This window comes from Leifsonia sp. 71-9, assembly GCF_001898805.1.
Taxonomy (GTDB): domain Bacteria; phylum Actinomycetota; class Actinomycetes; order Actinomycetales; family Microbacteriaceae; genus Leifsonia.
Genome location: NZ_MKVJ01000023.1, coordinates 83,376 through 100,310 on the forward strand (window position 1 = coordinate 83,376; position 16,935 = coordinate 100,310).

General features: G+C 71.5%; 19 protein-coding genes. 9 read left to right on the plus strand and 10 right to left on the minus strand.

From position 1 onward, the window contains the following. Positions 1-24: 24 nt before the first annotated feature. Genes BGO91_RS21670 through BGO91_RS21700 form a run of 7 tightly spaced genes read right to left on the minus strand, consistent with a single transcriptional unit; the run spans position 25 to position 4,151 of the window. Positions 25-786, minus strand: a complete 762-nt coding sequence (locus BGO91_RS21670) for a hypothetical protein (protein WP_290474806.1) — start codon at positions 784-786, stop codon at positions 25-27. Next, complete coding sequence (locus BGO91_RS21675) at positions 783-1,106, minus strand: hypothetical protein (RefSeq protein ID WP_290474807.1); 324 nt, start codon at positions 1,104-1,106, stop codon at positions 783-785. The genes BGO91_RS21670 and BGO91_RS21675 overlap by 4 nt, the downstream gene beginning before the upstream one ends. Then, positions 1,103-1,642, minus strand: coding sequence for a hypothetical protein (locus BGO91_RS21680; RefSeq protein ID WP_290474808.1), 540 nt, complete (start codon positions 1,640-1,642; stop codon positions 1,103-1,105). Before BGO91_RS21680 ends, BGO91_RS21675 begins: the two co-directional genes overlap by 4 nt. After that, positions 1,633-1,923 (minus strand): WXG100 family type VII secretion target, encoded by a 291-nt coding sequence (locus BGO91_RS21685; RefSeq protein WP_290474809.1) that lies wholly within the window; start codon positions 1,921-1,923, stop codon positions 1,633-1,635. The genes BGO91_RS21680 and BGO91_RS21685 overlap by 10 nt, the downstream gene beginning before the upstream one ends. 53 nt (positions 1,924-1,976) lie before the next feature. Continuing rightward, positions 1,977-2,711, minus strand: a complete 735-nt coding sequence (locus BGO91_RS21690) for an ABC transporter permease (protein WP_290474810.1) — start codon at positions 2,709-2,711, stop codon at positions 1,977-1,979. Further along, on the minus strand, positions 2,708-3,484 hold the full coding sequence (locus BGO91_RS21695) for an ABC transporter ATP-binding protein (protein WP_290474811.1): 777 nt from the start codon (positions 3,482-3,484) through the stop codon (positions 2,708-2,710). The genes BGO91_RS21690 and BGO91_RS21695 overlap by 4 nt, the downstream gene beginning before the upstream one ends. A 46-nt stretch (positions 3,485-3,530) precedes the next feature. Continuing rightward, entirely contained in the window at positions 3,531-4,151 is a 621-nt protein-coding gene (locus BGO91_RS21700) for a TetR family transcriptional regulator (RefSeq protein WP_290474812.1), read from the minus strand. Positions 4,152-4,313: 162 nt separating this feature from the next. On the opposite strand from BGO91_RS21700, the gene BGO91_RS21705 reads away from it, so the two are divergent. Beyond that, complete coding sequence (locus tag BGO91_RS21705) at positions 4,314-4,880, plus strand: LemA family protein (RefSeq protein WP_025158674.1); 567 nt, start codon at positions 4,314-4,316, stop codon at positions 4,878-4,880. A 7-nt stretch (positions 4,881-4,887) separates the two neighbouring features. Continuing rightward, a complete protein-coding gene (locus tag BGO91_RS21710) occupies positions 4,888-5,799 on the plus strand; it encodes a M48 family metalloprotease (RefSeq protein ID WP_290474813.1) in 912 nt (303 codons plus the stop codon). Between the two features lie 29 nt (positions 5,800-5,828). On the opposite strand, the gene BGO91_RS21715 is transcribed toward BGO91_RS21710, so the two are convergent. Next, positions 5,829-7,055 (minus strand): crosslink repair DNA glycosylase YcaQ family protein, encoded by a 1,227-nt coding sequence (locus tag BGO91_RS21715; RefSeq protein WP_290474870.1) that lies wholly within the window; start codon positions 7,053-7,055, stop codon positions 5,829-5,831. Between the two features lie 151 nt (positions 7,056-7,206). Between BGO91_RS21715 and BGO91_RS21720 the strand changes: the two genes are divergently transcribed. From BGO91_RS21720 to BGO91_RS21735, 4 genes are read left to right on the plus strand one after another with little or no spacing between them, the layout of a single operon-like run. After that, on the plus strand, positions 7,207-8,346 hold the full coding sequence (locus BGO91_RS21720; protein ID WP_290474814.1) for an ABC transporter substrate-binding protein: 1,140 nt from the start codon (positions 7,207-7,209) through the stop codon (positions 8,344-8,346). After that, a complete protein-coding gene (locus BGO91_RS21725) occupies positions 8,325-9,305 on the plus strand; it encodes an ABC transporter permease (RefSeq protein WP_290474871.1) in 981 nt (326 codons plus the stop codon). Before BGO91_RS21720 ends, BGO91_RS21725 begins: the two co-directional genes overlap by 22 nt. Continuing rightward, on the plus strand, positions 9,293-10,117 hold the full coding sequence (locus BGO91_RS21730) for an ABC transporter permease (protein WP_290474815.1): 825 nt from the start codon (positions 9,293-9,295) through the stop codon (positions 10,115-10,117). Before BGO91_RS21725 ends, BGO91_RS21730 begins: the two co-directional genes overlap by 13 nt. A gap of 2 nt (positions 10,118-10,119) precedes the next feature. Further along, positions 10,120-11,199 (plus strand): ABC transporter ATP-binding protein, encoded by a 1,080-nt coding sequence (locus tag BGO91_RS21735; RefSeq protein WP_290474816.1) that lies wholly within the window; start codon positions 10,120-10,122, stop codon positions 11,197-11,199. On the opposite strand, the gene BGO91_RS21740 is transcribed toward BGO91_RS21735, so the two are convergent. Further along, complete coding sequence (locus BGO91_RS21740; protein WP_290474817.1) at positions 11,162-12,430, minus strand: putative peptidoglycan glycosyltransferase FtsW; 1,269 nt, start codon at positions 12,428-12,430, stop codon at positions 11,162-11,164. The genes BGO91_RS21735 and BGO91_RS21740 overlap by 38 nt on opposite strands. A gap of 199 nt (positions 12,431-12,629) precedes the next feature. Between BGO91_RS21740 and BGO91_RS21745 the strand changes: the two genes are divergently transcribed. Further along, complete coding sequence (locus tag BGO91_RS21745) at positions 12,630-13,874, plus strand: AI-2E family transporter (protein WP_290474818.1); 1,245 nt, start codon at positions 12,630-12,632, stop codon at positions 13,872-13,874. Between the two features lie 56 nt (positions 13,875-13,930). Further along, positions 13,931-15,190, plus strand: a complete 1,260-nt coding sequence (ilvA, locus tag BGO91_RS21750) for a threonine ammonia-lyase (RefSeq protein WP_290474819.1) — start codon at positions 13,931-13,933, stop codon at positions 15,188-15,190. Positions 15,191-15,217: 27 nt separating this feature from the next. On the opposite strand, the gene BGO91_RS21755 is transcribed toward ilvA, so the two are convergent. Further along, complete coding sequence (locus tag BGO91_RS21755; protein ID WP_290474820.1) at positions 15,218-16,180, minus strand: zinc-dependent alcohol dehydrogenase family protein; 963 nt, start codon at positions 16,178-16,180, stop codon at positions 15,218-15,220. A gap of 106 nt (positions 16,181-16,286) precedes the next feature. Here BGO91_RS21755 and BGO91_RS21760 point away from each other — a divergent pair, with 106 nt between their 5' ends. After that, positions 16,287-16,886 carry a TetR/AcrR family transcriptional regulator gene (locus BGO91_RS21760; RefSeq protein ID WP_290474821.1) on the plus strand — a complete coding sequence of 200 codons (600 nt, stop codon included), beginning with the start codon at positions 16,287-16,289 and terminating at the stop codon, positions 16,884-16,886. Positions 16,887-16,935: the final 49 nt, after the last annotated feature.

Genomic DNA, 16,935 nt, shown 5'->3' on the forward strand with positions numbered 1-16,935 from the left:
TCCTGGGTGACACGATGGCGGCGCTCACGCCAGCGCCCGGGGCCATTCCGGGATCGCGCCGCTCAGGCTGCCGCTGATCGAGCGCTGCGTCTGCTCGGCCGTGACGAACAGCTGGAAGAGCGCGATCGCGGCGGTCACGCCGCCGAGCAGCGTGCCGATGACGCCGACGATCGCGGCCGGAGCGGTCACGACGCCCGCGAGCGTGATGATCAGCTCGACGACGCTCACGATCACCACCACGATTCCGACGACCGCGGCCAGCAACGAGAGGTAGAAGTTCTCGATGGCGTCGGCCATGTCGCCCAGCGCCGACGAGATCGGGTCGGCGTAGGTGGCGATCGCCGTGACGGCGTCATCGCGTCCATCGACGGCGTGCACATAGCTTTCGCTCGCCTCGCCGTCGTCCCAGTTCGACGAGAGGGTCGAGGGGAGCTTGCCGAGGGTCACGGTGGTGGCGAGGTCGCGCGAGGGCGTGACCACCTTGTCGCCGATGAGGGAGGCCGCCTGCCGCAGCCTGTCGGGGCTGCCGACGTAGGCGATGCCCCTCTCGGCCTGGTCGAGCGCCTTGCGGAGCTCGGCGGTCCCCTCGTGCAGCTTCGAGATGGCCTCATCGGCGAACTTGTCGGAGATGAAGCCGGGGATCGGCAGGTGCAGGATCGTGTCGAGGTAGACGTTCATGACGGTCCGGATGATCCCCGGGCCGTTCTTGTCGATCCAGTCGAGGCCGTCCTTGCCCGACTTCAGCTGCTCCTCGATCTGATCGCGGATGGTGTCGACGTAGCTCACGACTCGAGCTCCTTCTCCATGCGGGTGATGTCCTCGACGGTGGCGCCGTGGGATTTGCCGTAGGTGATCGCGGTCTGGAGCAGCAGGTGCTCGAAGGTCAGGAACTCGTCCCGGCCGCCGTCGATGTAGTCGGCGAGCGCCTGCCGCGCGGTCTCGTAGAGCTTCGCGGCCTCCTGCCCGCCGGGGATGACGGAGAAATCGGGCGCTGCGATGACGGGCAGCGCGTCCGACATGCCCTTGAGGCTGTCCGCCCCGGCTTGCCACACCGCCTCGGCGTCCTTCTCGAGAACGGCCCCGTTGATGACCACGGTGTCGGTCACACCGTCCCCCTTTCGTCTTCTGCGGCCACGGCCGCCTGTCGTGCGAGCTGGACGATCGCCGAGCCGAGCTCCGTCGACGGTTCGGACAGCACCCAGCCGGGCCGGGTCGTCACGCCGACGGGCCGGCCGTCGACGCTCTGCAGCGTGAGGGCGCCGTCGCGGGTCGAGAACTCGTCGCGCGGTCGACGCTGCGCGTGTGCGGTCGCGGAGGCGACGAGCGCGTTCAGCCGGGCGGCGAGCGCGCGCGGGTCGCCGCTGACCCCGATGGCCGGGCTCACGATGAGCGCCGCCTCGAGCTGGGCGAGGAGCTGGGCCTCCGTGAGCTGCTTGCGCACCTCGCTGTCGATCCGGAGGTAGGCGAGCACGCCGTCCTCGCCGTACTCGGCGGAGACCGCCGGCGGGCCGAAGCCCTCGGCGAGCTGGGCGCGCGACGACGCCAGGAAGGCGGTGAGGTCGGCCTGCACGGCGCGCGCCTCGGCGAGCAGTCGCCGGGCCCGTTCCGCCGGGTCCGTGTCGAGTCCGGGCCTCACTTCCACAGGGCCGCCACCTCCGCACGCGCGGCGAGGTGCCGGTTGACCGCGTTCTCCGCGGCGGAGGCGGACCGGTCGAGCGCCGCGTTCAGCGCGCTCAACGAGGCCGTCCATTCGGCGTGCGCCCGGTCGTAGGCCGCCGAGGCCTCGCCGGTCCAGGAGGAGCGGAGCCGCGCGGCTTCCTCGTCCAGGGTGGACAGTTCCGTTTCGATGTCCCGGACGGCAGAGCGCAGCTTGTCCACAAGAGCCCCCATGCCGCCGAGCTGCATTCCGTACTCGACGCTCACGTCTCTCACCCTAGACCGGAGCCTCGGGCGCTGCCCATCCGTGCCAGCACGGTTCAGGGTGTTCGGCGCTGGAGCGTCAACGCGCCCAGCACCACGGCTCCCGCAGCCCAGGCGCCGATGATCAGCAGCTCGCCGCCGACGTACGCCGCGTCGTGGGAATCGGTCGCCACGGCGTTCAGGGCGTCGATGGCGTGGGAGAGGGGGAGCCAGTCGCTGATCGCGCGCAGCACGTCCGGCAGCTGGTCGCGCGGGAGGAAGATCCCGCCGAGCAGGATCTGCGGGAACACGATGACGGGCATGAACTGCACCACCTGGAACTCCGTGCGCGCGAAGGCGCTGACGAACAGCCCGAGCGTCGTGCCCAGGATGGCGTCGGCGACCGCGACGGCGAGCAGCAGCCAGACGCTCCCCGCGATGTCCAGCCCGCAGACCCACACGGCGAACCCGACGGCGACGCACGACTGCACGATCGCCAGCAGTGCGAAGGCGAGCGTGTAGCCCAGGAGGAAGTCGCCCTTGCCGAGCGGCATGGAGAGCAGGCGTTCGAGCGTTCCGGTCCGCCGCTCGCGCAGGGTGGTGATGCTCGTCACGAGGAACATCACGATGAAGGGGAAGAGCGCGAGCAGCGCCGGGCCGATGGTCTGGAACACGGTCGTGTCGGTGAAGATCCACGCGACGAGCCCGGTCAGCAGGGCCGGGACGAGGACGAGCAGGGCGACGGTCCGCGGATCGTGCCGGATCTGCGTGAGCACGCGGCCGGTGGTCGCGAGGGTGCGGGTCGGGTTCATCGGTGGTCCCCGTCCGGCAGCTGGTGGCGAGGATGCCGACGGCGCAGCAACGCGAGGAACGCCCCCTCCGCATCCACCGCACCGGTCTCGGCGAGGAGCTCGGCGGGCGTGCTGTCGGCGATGACGGCGCCCTCGCGCATCAGCAGGAGCCGATCGCAGCGGGTCGCCTCGTCCATCACATGGCTGGAGATCAGGAGGCTGGTGCCGCCCTCCGCCAGCCGGTGGAACAGGTCCCAGAGGTCGGCGCGGAGCAGCGGGTCGAGGCCGACCGTCGGCTCGTCCAGGACGAGGACGTCGGGGGAGCCGAGCAGGGCAGCGGCGAGGGAGACCCTGCTGCGCTGCCCTCCGGAGAGCGTGGAGACGAGCTGGGCGGCGTTCGCTCCGAGGTCGGTGGCCTCGATCGCCCGCGCGACGTCGTCGGCGCCCGCACCCAGCACGCGGCGGAAATACTGCAGGTTCTGCGTCACGGTCAGGTCGTCGTAGACGCTGGCGGCCTGGGTCACGTAGCCGACGCGGTGCCGCAGCGCCGCCGTCCCGGCCGGCTGCCCGAGCACGGTCACGACGCCTCCGGCGACGCGCTGCACACCGACGATCGAGCGCAGGAGGGTCGTCTTTCCGCATCCACTCGGCCCGAGCAGCCCGACGACCTGGCCGCGCGGCACGCTGATCGACAGCCCGTCGAGCACCATCCTCCGGCCGCGCTTCACGCGCAGCCCGTCCACGACGACGGCGGCGTCCGCCCTCGGGTCTCCGCCGGACGAGTAATTCATCATGTGGTGAATTATTCGCCTGCGCGCACTGCCGGGTCAAGAGCCCGGTTCAGTCGAGCGGCGTCCCGAACAGGTGCCACTGCAGCACCGGCCCCACCCGGTGCGCCAGCTCGTCGGCCGAGGCGGCGGCCACCGGCTCCAGCTTCAGCACGTAGCGGGTCATGATGAGGCCGACGATCTGCGCGGCGGCCAGATCGGCGCGCAGCTCGGCGTCCGCGGCGCCGTCGTTGAGCGCGGCGAGACGGGAGAACACCTCGCGGGTCAGGAACTCGCGCACCATCCGCGTGCCGGGTCCGCTGCCGAGCGCCGTGCGGAGCACCACGACCATCCGTCCCGCGGCCGGGCCGTCGTCGAGCTGCTCGCAGAGGTACCGGACGAGCCGCTCGCCGATCTCCTCCCGCGGGGCGCTGAGCACGACGTCCAGCACCCGGTCCGGCCGCAGCGGAGCCTCCAGAGCGGCGGCGAACAGGTCGGCCTTGCCGTCGAAGTAGTGGTGGACCAGGGCGGAGTCGACGCCCGCCCGCCGGGCGACCGCCCGCAGCGAGGTCGCCTCGTAGCCGCGCTCGACGAACTCCTCCGCCGCGGCGCGCACGATCGCGTCCCGCGCGGACGCCGCACCGCGCACCTTGCGCGGACGGCCCCTGCCGCGCCGTTCGGCCACCTCGCTCACGCGTCCATTGTGCACCCCGGCGCGCATCCCGCCGCCGCGATCTCGGAGGTGGCCGCCACCTAGCTTTGAGAGTCATGGGAAGGCGGTGAGAGGCCCCCGGAGCGCCGTTAGGATGATCGTGCGCTTGAACCGTCCGCGCCCCCACGCAAGGAGTACCCGAAAATGGAATGGCTCATTCCGGTCATCATCGTCGTCGTGATCGTCGCGATCATCGGGATCTACCTGTGGGCCACGTACAACTCCCTCGTGACCCTCAAGGTGCGCGTCGACGAGGCGTGGAGCGATATCACGGTGCAGCTCAAGCGTCGTGCCGACCTCATCCCGAACCTCATCGAGACGGTCAAGGGCTACGCGGCGCACGAGAAGGGCGTCTTCGAGGCGGTCACGCAGGCGCGTGCCGAGACGCTGTCCGCCCAGGGACCGGCCGACGCATCCGTGGCCGAGGGTCACATGCAGTCCGCGCTGAAGAGCATCTTCGCGGTCGCCGAGGCGTACCCGCAGCTGCAGGCGAGCCAGAACTTCCTCCGACTGCAGGCCGACCTGGTCGACACCGAGGACAAGATCCAGGCGTCCCGCCGGTTCTACAACGGCGGCGTGCGCGAGTTCAACACGAAGATCAAGGTGTTCCCGAACAACCTCTTCGCCCGCCGCCTGGGCTTCAGCGAGCGCGACTTCTTCGAGGTGGAGAACCTCGCCGCGATCGCCGAACCTCCGCGCGTCCAGTTCTAGGGTCTCGATGTACAGGGCGATCGCCAGGAACAAGCGCAACACCGTCTTCATCATCCTGCTGTTCCTGATCATCATCGGCGCGCTCGGCTGGCTGGCCGCCTATCTCTACAACAGCTGGACGATCTTCATCGTCATCGTGATCGTCGCCGTGCTGTTCTCGGTGTTCCAGTACTTCATGGCGAGCAGCCAGGCCCTCAGCATGTCCGGGGCCGTGCAGATCACGAAGGCCGACAACCCGCGCCTGTGGAACGTCGTCGAGAACCTGTCGATCACGACGGGCACGCCGATGCCGGCGGTCTACATCGTCAACGACCCGGCACCGAACGCCTTCGCCACCGGCCGCGACCCGGCGCACGCCTCCGTCGCGGCGACCACCGGGCTGCTCGACATCATGACCGACGCCGAGCTCGAGGGCGTCATGGCGCACGAGCTCGGGCACGTGCGCAACTACGACATCCGGCTCTCGATGATCGTCTTCGGGCTGACCGTCGCGATCGGCCTCGTCGCGGACATCTTCATGCGCATGGCGTTCTTCGGCGCCATCGGCGGCAACAACCGGGGCGGCAACAACAACAACGGCGGCGGGGGAGGCGGCAACCCGGTCATCCTCGTCTTCGGCCTCATCGCCGCGATCGTCGCGCCGCTGCTCGCCACGCTCATCCAGCTCGCCGTCTCGCGTCAGCGCGAGTACCTGGCCGACGCGACGGGAGCGATGACCACCCGTCACCCGGACGCCCTCGCCAGCGCCCTGCTCAAGCTGGAGACGTACGCGCAGCCGATGCGCAAGCAGAACACCTCGATGGCGCACCTGTGGATCGCCGAGCCGCTCAAGCCGAGCCTGATGAGCCGCCTGTTCAGCACCCACCCGCCGATCCCGGAGCGCGTCGAGCGCCTCGAGAAGATGGGCGCCGGCTTCTAACTCCGCCGACATTCGGCGCGAGTCACGCGTCAGAGCGCCGTCGCGAGCGCGGGGACGAGATCGCCGCGCGCCTCCGTGGAGATCTCCACGCCGCCGAGCCCCTGCCAGGCCGCGGTCTCGGCGAGCAGCGGCGCGAGCCGCTCCACCGTGGCCTCCGGGGCTCCCGGCTCGGTCCACGCGGACTGCACGCGCAGCACGCCGGCCTGACGGTCGCTCTTGAGGTCGATGCGCCCGACGAGGGCGTCGTCCAGCAGGATCGGCAGCGAGTAGTAGCCGAAGACCCGCTGCGGCGCGGGCGTGTAGATCTCGATGCGGTAGTGGAAGCCGAACATCCGCAGCGCGCGGTCGCGGTACCAGACCACCGGGTCGAACGGGGAGAGCAGGGCCGCGGCCTCCACGTGCCGAGGCTTGCGCGCGTCCCGGTGCATCCACGCCGCCGCGGGCCGGCCGGTCGACTCCCACCCCGGCACGCGGACGGGGATCAGCTCGCCGGCGTCCTCCAGGTCGTGGATCGCCGCCATCGCCGGCGCGACCTTGATGCGGTAGTAGTCGGCGAAGTCCTTGGCGGTGCCGATGCCGTGCGCGACGGCGGAGCGGCGGATGAGCTCGCGCACCGCGTCCTCGGTCGGGACGGACCGGTCGAGCACGCGCGCGTCGAGCACATCCTCGACGAGCCCGTACCGGCGCTGGAAGCGGGTGCGGCCCGCGATGGCGACCTCGCCGAAGAGGAAGAGGTACTCGAGCGCGCGCTTCACCGCCGACCAGCCCCACCACGGCCCGGTGCGGGTGTTGGCGTCGTGCTCGATCTCGCTCGCGGCGAGGGGGCCGTTCGCCGCCAGCTCCCGCCGCAGCCACTCGACCGTCTCGCGGTTGGCCTCGAACCAGCCGTCGGCGGCGCCGTACCGCCGGCGGTACGCCTCCATCCGCCAGCGGAACAGCGGCCAGTCCTCCTTGCGCAGGAACGCGGCCTCGTGCGCCCAGTACTCCGTGTGCGGGCCGCGGGCGTCGAACGTCAGCCGGTCGAGCAGCGAACGGTCGTAGGCGCCGAGCCGGGCGAAGGCGGGGAGGTAGTGGCTGCGCTCGAAGACGTTCACCGAGTCGATCTGCAGCAGGTTGAGCCGGTCGACGAGGCCGTTCAGCTGCCGGGTGCCGACCACGGCCGGTCGGGGACGCCCGAAGCCCTGGGCGCCGAGCGCGATCCGCCGCGCGAGGGCGGGGGAGACGACGTCGGGGGAACGGAGTTCGGCGGAGACCAGTGCGACCACGGGTCGACCCTATCGAGGACGGCCGACACCATGAGTTCACCTGCGCGTCACCGCTCGCTGGCCGGCGCGTCTCCCGCGCTGCATACCGTGACAGTCGGTCCGGGCGCACGCCCGGTCGAACCCGTGCACTGGAGGATATTCCGTGATCAACAAGCGCGCACGCGTCGCCGGCCTCGCGGCCGCGGCCACCGTGGTCGCCCTCTCGCTCGCCGCCTGCTCGGGCGGAGCGGACGCAAGCAGCACCGCCGACAGCAACAAGGCGGCCACCGCCACCGACGTCGCCTCCGCGGGCGGCATGGACGCACTCGTCGCCGCCGCGAAGAAGGAGGGGAGCCTCAACATCATCGCGACTCCCGGCGACTGGGCGAACTACCAGGAGATCTTCGACGGCTTCACCAAGAAGTACGGCATCACGATCAACCCGAGCCAGGACAGCGCCTCCAGCCAGGAGGAGATCGACGCCGCCAAGAAGCTCAAGGGCCAGGACACCGCGCCCGACACCTTCGACATCGGCTCGTCCGTCGCGCTCGCCAACACCGAGTACTTCGCGCCGTACAAGCCCACCGGCTGGGACGACATCCCCGCCGACCAGAAGGAGAAGGACGGCCTCTGGAAGGTCGGCTACTATGGCGTGATGGCGGTCGGCTACGACGCCAACAAGATCAAGACCCCGCCGAAGTCGTTCGACGATCTCCTCAAGCCCGAGTTCAAGGGCGCCGTCGCGCTCAACGGCAACCCGACCCAGGCGGCCGCCGCGGCCGGTGCGGTCGCGTGGGCGACCCTCCAGGCCGGCGGCAGCCTCGACGACCTGAAGACGGGCGTCGACTGGTTCTCCAAGCTGAAGGCCGCGGGCAACTGGAACGCCGCCGACGGCAAGCCGAACACCATCGCCTCGGGCGAGACCCCGGTCCTGCTCGACTGGTCGTTCAACCAGAAGGGCTACACCACCTCCGACACGATCAAGTCGGGCGGCATCGACTGGAAGTACGTCGTCCTCCCGGGCAAGGCGTACGTCGGCTACTACAACCAGGCCATCAACAAGGACGCCCCGCACCCGGCGGCCGCGCGCCTGTGGGAGGAGTACCTCTACAGCGACGCCGCTCAGAACGCGTGGCTGAAGGGCGGCGCGTACCCGGCCCGCGTCGACGCCATGGAGAAGGCCAAGACGCTCGACACCAAGGAGTTCCCCGGCAAGCTCGACGAGGTCGCCGTGATGACGGAGAAGCAGGCCACCGACGCCGGCACGCTCCTCAACTCCACCTGGGCCAACGCGGTCGGCTGATGACCCGCACCCTCGCTGACGCCCCGGCGTCGGCGGTCGACAGCGCTGCCGCCGGGGCGACCCGGCGGCAGCCGCCGTCCGGCCCCCGGCCCGAGCGTCCCCGCCGCCGGCCGCGCGGCCTCGTCGCGGCGCTCGGGCTCACCCCCTTCGCGTTCTACGTCGTGATCTTCCTCGCCGTGCCGACCCTCGTCGCGGTGGGCAGCGGCTTCGTGGACGGGGAGGGCCGGTTCACCTGGGCCAACCTCAGCGGCCTCGCCGAGCCCGCCATCGCCGGCTCGTTCTTCGGCGCCTTCTGGCTCTCCGCCGTGACCGCCGTGGTCGGCGCGATCGCCGGCGCCGCGCTCTGCTTCGCGCTCCTCGGTTCGCGCCCAGGCGGCTTCGGCCGCTCCCTGGTCGACTCGGCCAGCAGCGTCCTCGCCCAGTTCGGCGGCGTCATGCTCGCGTTCGCGTTCATCGCGACGATCGGCGCCCAGGGCCTCGTCACGGTGCTGCTCCGCAACCAGTTCCACATCAACATCTACGAGAACGGCGTGTGGCTCTACACGGTGCCCGGCCTGATCCTCCCGTACCTCTACTTCCAGATCCCGCTCATGGTCATCACGTTCCTCCCGGCGCTGGAGGGGCTGCGCCCGCAGTGGCTGGAGGCGACCGCCACGCTCGGCGGCAGCCGCTGGACCTACTGGCTCCGCGTCGGCGGCCCGATCCTGCTGCCGTCGTTCCTGGGCAGCCTGCTGCTCTTGTTCGCCAACGCCTTCTCGTCGTACGCGACGGCGGCGGCGCTCGTCGGCCAGGCGAACAACATCGTGTCCCTGCAGATCCGCCAGGCGCTCATCAGCGAGACCGTTCTCGGCCGGTCCAATCTCGCCGGTGCGATGGCGCTCGGGATGCTGATCGTCATGGTCGTCGTCATGCTCGCGTACTCGGCGCTCGTGCGCCGGACCGCCCGGTGGCAGCGGTGAGCCGGCGCGCCGCGCAGCTGCGGCTCGGCCCCGGCCCCGTCGCGCGCACGATCATCTGGACCCTGCTGGGCCTCTTCTTCCTCATCCCCCTGCTCTCGATGCTGGAGTTCACCCTCCGCACCGCGAAGCCCGGTGTCTACAGCTTCGACCGCTGGGAGGCCGTCTTCAGCGGCGAGACCACCCGCTACGACCGCGTCTACCAGGGCCTCGGCAACTCGCTGGTGCTCGCGGTCGTGACGGTCGCGATCGTGCTCCTCGTCCTCCTACCCACGATGGTGCTGGTCGAGCTGCGGTTCGCCCGGCTCCGGAGGGTGCTGGAGGCCGTCTGCCTGCTGCCGATCATGATCCCGGCGATCGTGATGGTCGTCGGCCTGGCCCCGACCTACGCGGTGGTCACGCAGCTCTTCGGCTCGGGCACGTGGACGCTGGCGTTCGCCTACGGGATCACGGTGCTGCCCTACGCCTACCGGGCGATCCAGAGCAACGTCGCGGCCGTCGACCTCATCACCCTAAGCGAGGCCGCGCGGTCGCTCGGCGCCGGCTGGGGGACCGTGTTCTGGCGCGCGATCGTCCCCAACCTGCGCCGCGGCATCCTCGCCGCCTCCGCCCTCTCGGTCGCCGTCGTGCTCGGCGAGTTCACCATCGCGTCGCTGCTCAGCCGCGTGAACCTGCAGACCTCGTTGCTCCTGGTCTCGCAGTCCGATCCGTTCGTCGCGGTCATCTTCGCGCTCCTCGCGCTGGTGTTCGCCTTCGTCCTCCTCGTCGTCGTCGACCGCCTGGTGGCGGCCCGCCGGCGCACCGCGAAAGGGTAGCCATGTCCGCACTCCCGTCGACCGTCGAGGCGGTCGCCCCCACCCTCGCCGCCGGGCACGGCAGCACCGTCGAGCTGCGCGGCCTCGTCCGCGACTTCGGCGGCGGCGCCGGCCTGAACGGGTTCGACCTCGCCGCCGAGCCCGGCGAGCTCATCGCCCTGCTCGGCCCGAGCGGCTGCGGCAAGACCACCGCCCTGCGTGCGCTCGCCGGGCTCGAGCGCGTCGACGCGGGGAGCATCCTCGTCGACGGCCGCGACGTCACCGACGAACCCGCGAACCGGCGCGACCTCGGCATGGTGTTCCAGTCGTACTCGCTCTTCCCGCACCTCACCTCGGGCCAGAACGTCGAGTTCGGGCTCCGGATGCGCAAGGTCCCCGCCGCGGAACGCCGCCGCCGCGCTGCCGAGGCGCTCGAACTGGTCGGGCTCGGCCAGCACGGCCAGCGCTACGCGCACCAGCTCTCCGGCGGCCAGCAGCAGCGTGTGGCCCTCGCCCGCGCCCTCGTCACCCGGCCGCGCGTGCTGCTGCTCGACGAGCCTCTCTCGGCGCTCGACGCCAAGGTGCGGGTGCAGCTGCGGGAGGAGATCCGCCGCATCCAGACCGAGCTCGGCATCACCACGTTCTTCGTGACGCACGACCAGGAGGAGGCGCTCGCGGTCGCCGATCGCGTCGCGGTCATGCGCGCGGGCGGCATCGAGCAGATCGGCCGGCCGGAGGAGCTCTACCGCCGGCCCGCCTCCGCGTTCGTCGCCGAGTTCGTCGGCCTCACCAACCGCCTCCCCGCCACGGTCGCGGGCGGGAGGCTCACCGTCCTCGGCCAGGAGGTCCCGCTCGCGTCGGCCGCCGCCGACGGACCGGTCACCGCCTACATCCGTCCCGAGGACGTCGTGTTCGCCGCGACCGGGCTGCCCGGCGAGGTGCTGACCTCCAGCTTCCTCGGCGCGCTCCGCCGCACCACCGTGCGGCTGGCCGACGGCACCGAACTAGCCGTGCAGCACGCCGCGGGCGACGTGCTCGCCCTCGGCGACCGGGTGGGCATCGCGCTCAGCGGCGCGCCGGCCACCGTCTCCCCGAGCGCCTGAGCGACGGGGGCACGTCGCCGCCCGCGCGCGACGCGGCGACGTGCACTCCGTCGAGCTGCCGAGGCGGACGCCGGGTGTACGACAGCACGACGCCCATCGCGACCAGCGACGCGATGAGCGCCGTGCCGCCGGCCGAGATGAACGGCAGCGGCACGCCCAGGGTCGGGATCAGCCCGAGCACCACCCCGATGTTCACGAACGCCTGGAAGATCAGCCAGACGAGCACCGTGCCGGTGGTGATGCGCACGACCGGATCCGGCGTCGACCGCACGAGGCGCACCATCAGCACCGCCAGCATCGCGAACAGCAGCAGCACGACGCACGCGCCGAGCAGCCCGAGCTCCTCGCCGATCACGGCGAAGATGAAGTCCGTGTCGGCCGAGGGCAGCCACGACCACTTCGCGTGCGAGTTGCCGAGCCCGACGCCCCACAGGCCTCCCGACGCCAGCGCGTAGTGCGCGTTGTCGACCTGCCAGTTCACATCGGGGTTGACCGCGCTGGTCCCGCCGAAGAAGGCGGAGATCCGGCCGCGGCGCGTGGCGCTGGAGAGGGCGATCAGGATGGCGGCGAACGCGCCGGCGCCCAGCACGACGCCCAGGTGCTTGAGTCGGACGCCCGCGAAGTAGAGGGCGCCCAGCGTGAACGCCGCCATCACCACGGTCGTGCCCAGGTCGCCGCCGAGCACGACGAGCAGCATGGAGGGGCCGGCGACGGGGACGATCCGGCGCGCGAGGAGGCGCCAGTCCTGGAGCTCCTCCGGCCGGCGGCCGAGCACCATCCCGAGCCAGATCACGAGGCCGAGCTTGATGCCCTCCGAGGGCTGACCGGCGATCGGGCCGATCCGGATCCAGTTGGTGTTGTCGCCGATCTTCACCCCCAGCGGTGTCGCGAGGGCGAGGATCTGCAGCACGCACGAGAGCACCAGCACGACGACGGCGACCCGCTGCACCGTCCGCCGCGGCAGGCGCGCGACGATCACCATGAGCACGACGCCCAACACCGCGTAGCCGCCCTGCGAGCCGAACCGCCCGAAGAAGCCGTTGCCGTCGGTGTACGACTCGACCGAGGAGGCCGACAGCACCATCACGAGGCCGAACACGACGAGGAAGAGCACGACGGCGGCGAGCAGCGTGCCGAACGCGGAGGGCAGGGCGACGCTCTCCTTCAGGCGGATGAGGACGCGGCGGGGCCCGGCGCCGTTCGCGGGCGCGGGGGAGGGAGGTGCTGTCATGTGGTGCTGTTCGCTGTGATCGAGGGCGGTCGCTGTCCTCCGACGGTAGAGGAGCAGCGCGGCCGCGCCGGGCGACCCTCCGCGCCCCCAGCCATCTCACGGGATGCGGAGGCGGCACTCTGGGCGCTTCCTGTGATTTCGACGACGCCTCCTGAGAGCACCCTGAGGAAGCGGGAAGGCCCCGCTTAGACTGGCGGGCATGGCCGACAGCGAGACCTCCGTCCCCCCTCCCGCCGGTGAGAATCGCGCACCCGCGCGGTCCTGGTTCCTCCGCAGACGGCGCGAGCTCGGGGAATCGCTCGAGACCCTCGAACCCGTCGACGCGTCCCTGCCCCGCGGGGTGCGGCTCGCCGGGGCCTGGTCATGGCGCCTGCTCGTCATCGGCGCCGTCATCGCCGTCGTCGTCTTCCTGATCGTCCAGCTGCGCCTGATCGTCATCCCGGTGCTGATCGCGGTGCTGCTCGCCGCCCTGCTCGTGCCGTTCAAGGACTTCCTGCACCGGCACGGCTGGCCGCGCTGGCTGGCGATCGTCGCCGCGCTGATCGCCCTCGTGATCGTGGTCGGCGGCCTGCTCTACCTGGCGATCTGGCAGGTCAGCCGCGAGAGCCACGAACTCCGGACGCAGTCGGTCGCCGCGTTCGACCAGTTCCGCTCCTGGCTCACGACCGGCCCGCTCGGCCTCAGCGAGGGTCAGATCGACGGCGCCTTCCAGTCGCTCTGGACCTCGATCCAGCAGGACAGCCAGGTCTTCATCTCGGGCGCGCTGTCCCTGGGCTCGACGCTGGGCCACGTGCTCGCGGGCGCCCTGCTGACGATCTTCAGCGTCCTGTTCATCCTGATCGACGGCAAGAGCATCTGGGGCTGGATCGTGCGCATCTTCCCGCGCAACGCCCGCGCCGCGCTCGACGGCGCCGGCCAGGCCGGCTGGGTCACGCTCCGCAACTTCGCCAAGGTGCAGATCCTGGTCGCCTCGATCGACGCCCTGGGCATCGGGCTCGGCGCGTTCTTCCTCGGCCTGCCGCTGGTCATCCCGATCAGCGTGCTCGTCTTCCTCGGCTCGTTCATTCCGATCGTCGGTGCCGTGGTCACCGGTGCGCTCGCCGTCTTCATCGCCCTGGTCTTCAAGGGCTGGGTGTTCGCGCTCATCATGCTCGGCGTCGTCCTGCTGGTGCAGCAGGTGGAGGGGCACGTGCTGCAGCCGCTCATCATGGGCACCGCGGTGAAGGTCCACCCGCTCGCGGTGGTGCTGGCGGTGGCCGGCGGCTCGCTGCTCGCGGGCATCCCGGGCGCCCTCTTCGCCGTGCCGTTCGTCGCCGTGCTGAACGTGATGGTGCACTACATCTCCAGCGGGACGTGGCGCGGTGAAGAGCGGGCCGAATACAGTCCGCCGGCCGGCGCGATCTGGGAGACCGTCCCGCGCGCGGTGCGCCGCCCGCGGGCCTGAACGCCCGGCTCCACCGCATACACCGTGCGGAATATGGCGGCGAGTAGGCTGTGCGAGTGGCTACCGTGACCGACTCCACGCGCACTCCTTTCGCCGGCCCCGGCCTGGACGAGATCGAAGCCGCGCGCGCCATCGTCTCGCGCGTGGCGCAGCCGACGCCGATGGAGAGCTCGCGCTACCTGACCGACGTGCTCGGCGCCCCCGTGCTGCTCAAGTGCGAGAACCTGCAGCGCACCGGGTCGTACAAGATCCGCGGAGCGTACAACCGGATGTCGAAGCTCGACGCGGAGGAGCGCGCCCGCGGCGTCGTCGCCGCGTCCGCGGGCAACCACGCGCAGGGCGTCGCCTTCGCCGCCCGCGAGCTCGGCATCCACGCCACGATCTTCATGCCGGTGGGCGTCGCCATCCCCAAGTTCCAGGCCACCCGCGCGTACGGCGCGGACGTGGTGCTGAGCGGCAGCATCGTCGACGAGACGCTGCGCGCCGCGGCCGACTTCGCCGCCGAGACCGGCGCCGTCCTGATCCCGCCGTTCGACCACCGCGACGTCGTCGCCGGGCAGGGCACGCTCGGCCTCGAGATCCTGGACGAGGCTCCGGAGGCGACGACCATCGTCATCCCGATCGGCGGAGGCGGCCTCATCTCCGGCGTCGCCAGCGCGGTCAAGCAGCGGGCACTGCTGGAGGGACGCACGATCCGCGTGATCGGTGTGCAGGCGGCGAATGCGGCGGCCTACCCGGTCTCGCTCGCCGCCGGCGAGCCCACCGAGATCTCACTGGTGCCGACGATCGCCGACGGCATCGCGGTCAGCAAGCCGGGCCTCCTGAACTTCTCGATCATCCGCGACGCGGTCGACGAGGTCGTCACCGTCACCGAGGACGACATCGCCCGAGCGATGCTGGTGCTCCTCGAGCGCGCCAAGCTCGTCGTCGAGCCCGCCGGAGCGGCAGCGGTCGCCGCCATCCTCGCCGACAAGGTCGCCGCCGACGGCACCACGGTGGCCATCCTCTCGGGCGGCAACATCGACCCGCTGCTCATGCAGCGCGTCATCGGGCACGGCCTCGCCGCCTCCGACCGCTACCTCAAGCTCTCGATCATGATGCCCGACCGCCCCGGCCAGCTCGCGCGCATCGCCGAGATCCTCGCCGGCGTCAACGCGAACGTCGTGGAGGTGCTGCACACCCGGCACGGCCGCGGCCTGCAGATCAGCCAGGTCGGTCTCGACGTGAGCGTCGAGACCCGCGGCACCGAGCACCGTCAGCAGGTCATCGAGGCGCTCCGCACGGCGGGCTACGACGCCGTCGTCGACTACGAGTAGACGGTCAGGGACGCCGCCGGTCGGCCATCAGGGGGTCAGCACGATCCGCCCGAACACCCGCCCGGCATCCATCAGCCGGTGGGCCTCCGCCGCCTGATCCAGGGGCAGCACGGCCTCCACCACCGGGTGCAGGGCGCCCTGCGTCGCGGCCGCGAAGAGCTCCGTGCGCGCGGTGCGCAGCGCATCCCGCGGCACCGAGTCGAGGCTGAAGGTCGCGAACGAGCGGGACTGCTGGAACGAGCGCAGGAGGTGCGCGCCGAAGTCGGCGGGCGGGAACCCCGCGACCGCCCCGACGAGCACCAGACGGCCGTTGGGGGCGAGCCGGTCGAGGAACAGGGGGAGGTCCTCGCCGCCGACGATGTCGACGATCACGTCGAACGCCGCGGGTGCGGTGGCGTCGCCCGCGCCGCTGCGATCCAGCACGTGCGTCGCACCGAGCTCGCGCAGCCGTTCCCCGCGCGCGGGGGAGGAGGTGGTGACGGCGATCGCCGGGGCGCCGTCGCGCGCCGCGAGCTCCACGGCGGCGATGCCGATGCTGCCGGCGGCGCCGCGGACGAGCAGGGACTCGCCGGGCGCCAGGTGCGCGTGGGCGAGCGCGAACTGCGCGACCGGGCCGGCGCTGCCGAGGGTGACCGCGTCGATCGACGTGAGCCCGTCGGGCAGGGCGACGATGTCATCGACCTGCGCGACCGCCTCCTCGACGTAGCCGCCGCCCGTTCCCGTGAACGCCCAGACGCGCCGACCGACCCACGACGCCGCCACGCCGTCGCCCGTCGCCGTCACGACGCCCGCGACCTCGCTGCCGGGGATCAACCCCTCCCGGAACCCGAAACCGCCGAGCGTGCCGCGTCGGATGACGGCATCCACCCCGCCGACGCCGATCGCCTCGGTGCGCAGCACGACCTGCCCGGGCGCGGCCACCGGTGACGGCGCCTCGACGACCTCCATCCCGCTCGGGTCTCCGAATCGGCGGATGGACACTGCTCGCATCGTGGTCTCCTCGTCCTGCTCGCGCTCTGCGATACTGAGAGCCACGGTAATGGACGCCCCCGTCCACTTACCCGAAGTGAGAACGAGGACGGGACGATTGCCTCAGATGCTCCGAGCCGACGCCCAGGACAATCGCGACCGGGTGCTGGAGGCGGCGCGCCGGCTCTTCGCCGAGCGCGGCATCGACGTGACGATGCGGGAGGTCGCCCGGCACGCCGGCGTGGGCCCGGCCACCCTCTACCGGCGGTTCCCGACCAAGCAGATCCTCGTCGACGAGGCGTTCGCGGAGGAACTCCGCGCGTGCCGGGGGATCGTGATCGACGGCTGCGCCGATCCCGACCCGTGGCGCGGGTTCTGCACCATCATCGAGAGCATCAGCGTGCTCAACGGTCGCAACCACGGTTTCGTCGAGGCGTTCCTCTCCGCGAGCCCCGCGGACCAGAGCTTCACCGGCCACCGGACGGCCCTCCTCCAGATGCTCTCCGACCTGGCACTCCGGGCGCAGGCGGCAGGGAGTCTGCGACCCGACTTCGTTCTCGACGACCTCGTGCTGGTGCTGCTCACCGGTCGGGCCTTGTCGACCACGCCGGTCGAGGGCCGCGCGGCCGCCGCCCGGCGCTTCGCCGCTCTGGCCATCGACGCGTTCCGCGCCTCGGATGCGCATCGGCCGCTGCCGCCGCGTCCACGGCTGCAGGGCGCGCTCTGAGCCGCGCGGGCGAAACGACGACGGGCCCGCGATCTCTCGCGGGCCCGTC

Bases quoted from the DNA above. Each gene is read 5' to 3' on its own strand.
- BGO91_RS21690 (WP_290474810.1), bottom strand. From the start codon at position 2,711: ATGAACCCGACCCGCACCCTCGCGACCACCGGCCGCGTGCTCACGCAG.
- BGO91_RS21695 (WP_290474811.1), bottom strand. From the start codon at position 3,484: ATGATGAATTACTCGTCCGGCGGAGACCCGAGGGCGGACGCCGCCGTC.
- BGO91_RS21705 (WP_025158674.1), top strand. From the start codon at position 4,314: ATGGAATGGCTCATTCCGGTCATCATCGTCGTCGTGATCGTCGCGATC.
- BGO91_RS21710 (WP_290474813.1), top strand. From the start codon at position 4,888: ATGTACAGGGCGATCGCCAGGAACAAGCGCAACACCGTCTTCATCATC.
- BGO91_RS21735 (WP_290474816.1), top strand. From the start codon at position 10,120: ATGTCCGCACTCCCGTCGACCGTCGAGGCGGTCGCCCCCACCCTCGCC.
- BGO91_RS21740 (WP_290474817.1), bottom strand. From the start codon at position 12,430: ATGACAGCACCTCCCTCCCCCGCGCCCGCGAACGGCGCCGGGCCCCGC.
- BGO91_RS21745 (WP_290474818.1), top strand. From the start codon at position 12,630: ATGGCCGACAGCGAGACCTCCGTCCCCCCTCCCGCCGGTGAGAATCGC.
- BGO91_RS21755 (WP_290474820.1), bottom strand. From the start codon at position 16,180: ATGCGAGCAGTGTCCATCCGCCGATTCGGAGACCCGAGCGGGATGGAG.
- BGO91_RS21760 (WP_290474821.1), top strand. From the start codon at position 16,287: ATGCTCCGAGCCGACGCCCAGGACAATCGCGACCGGGTGCTGGAGGCG.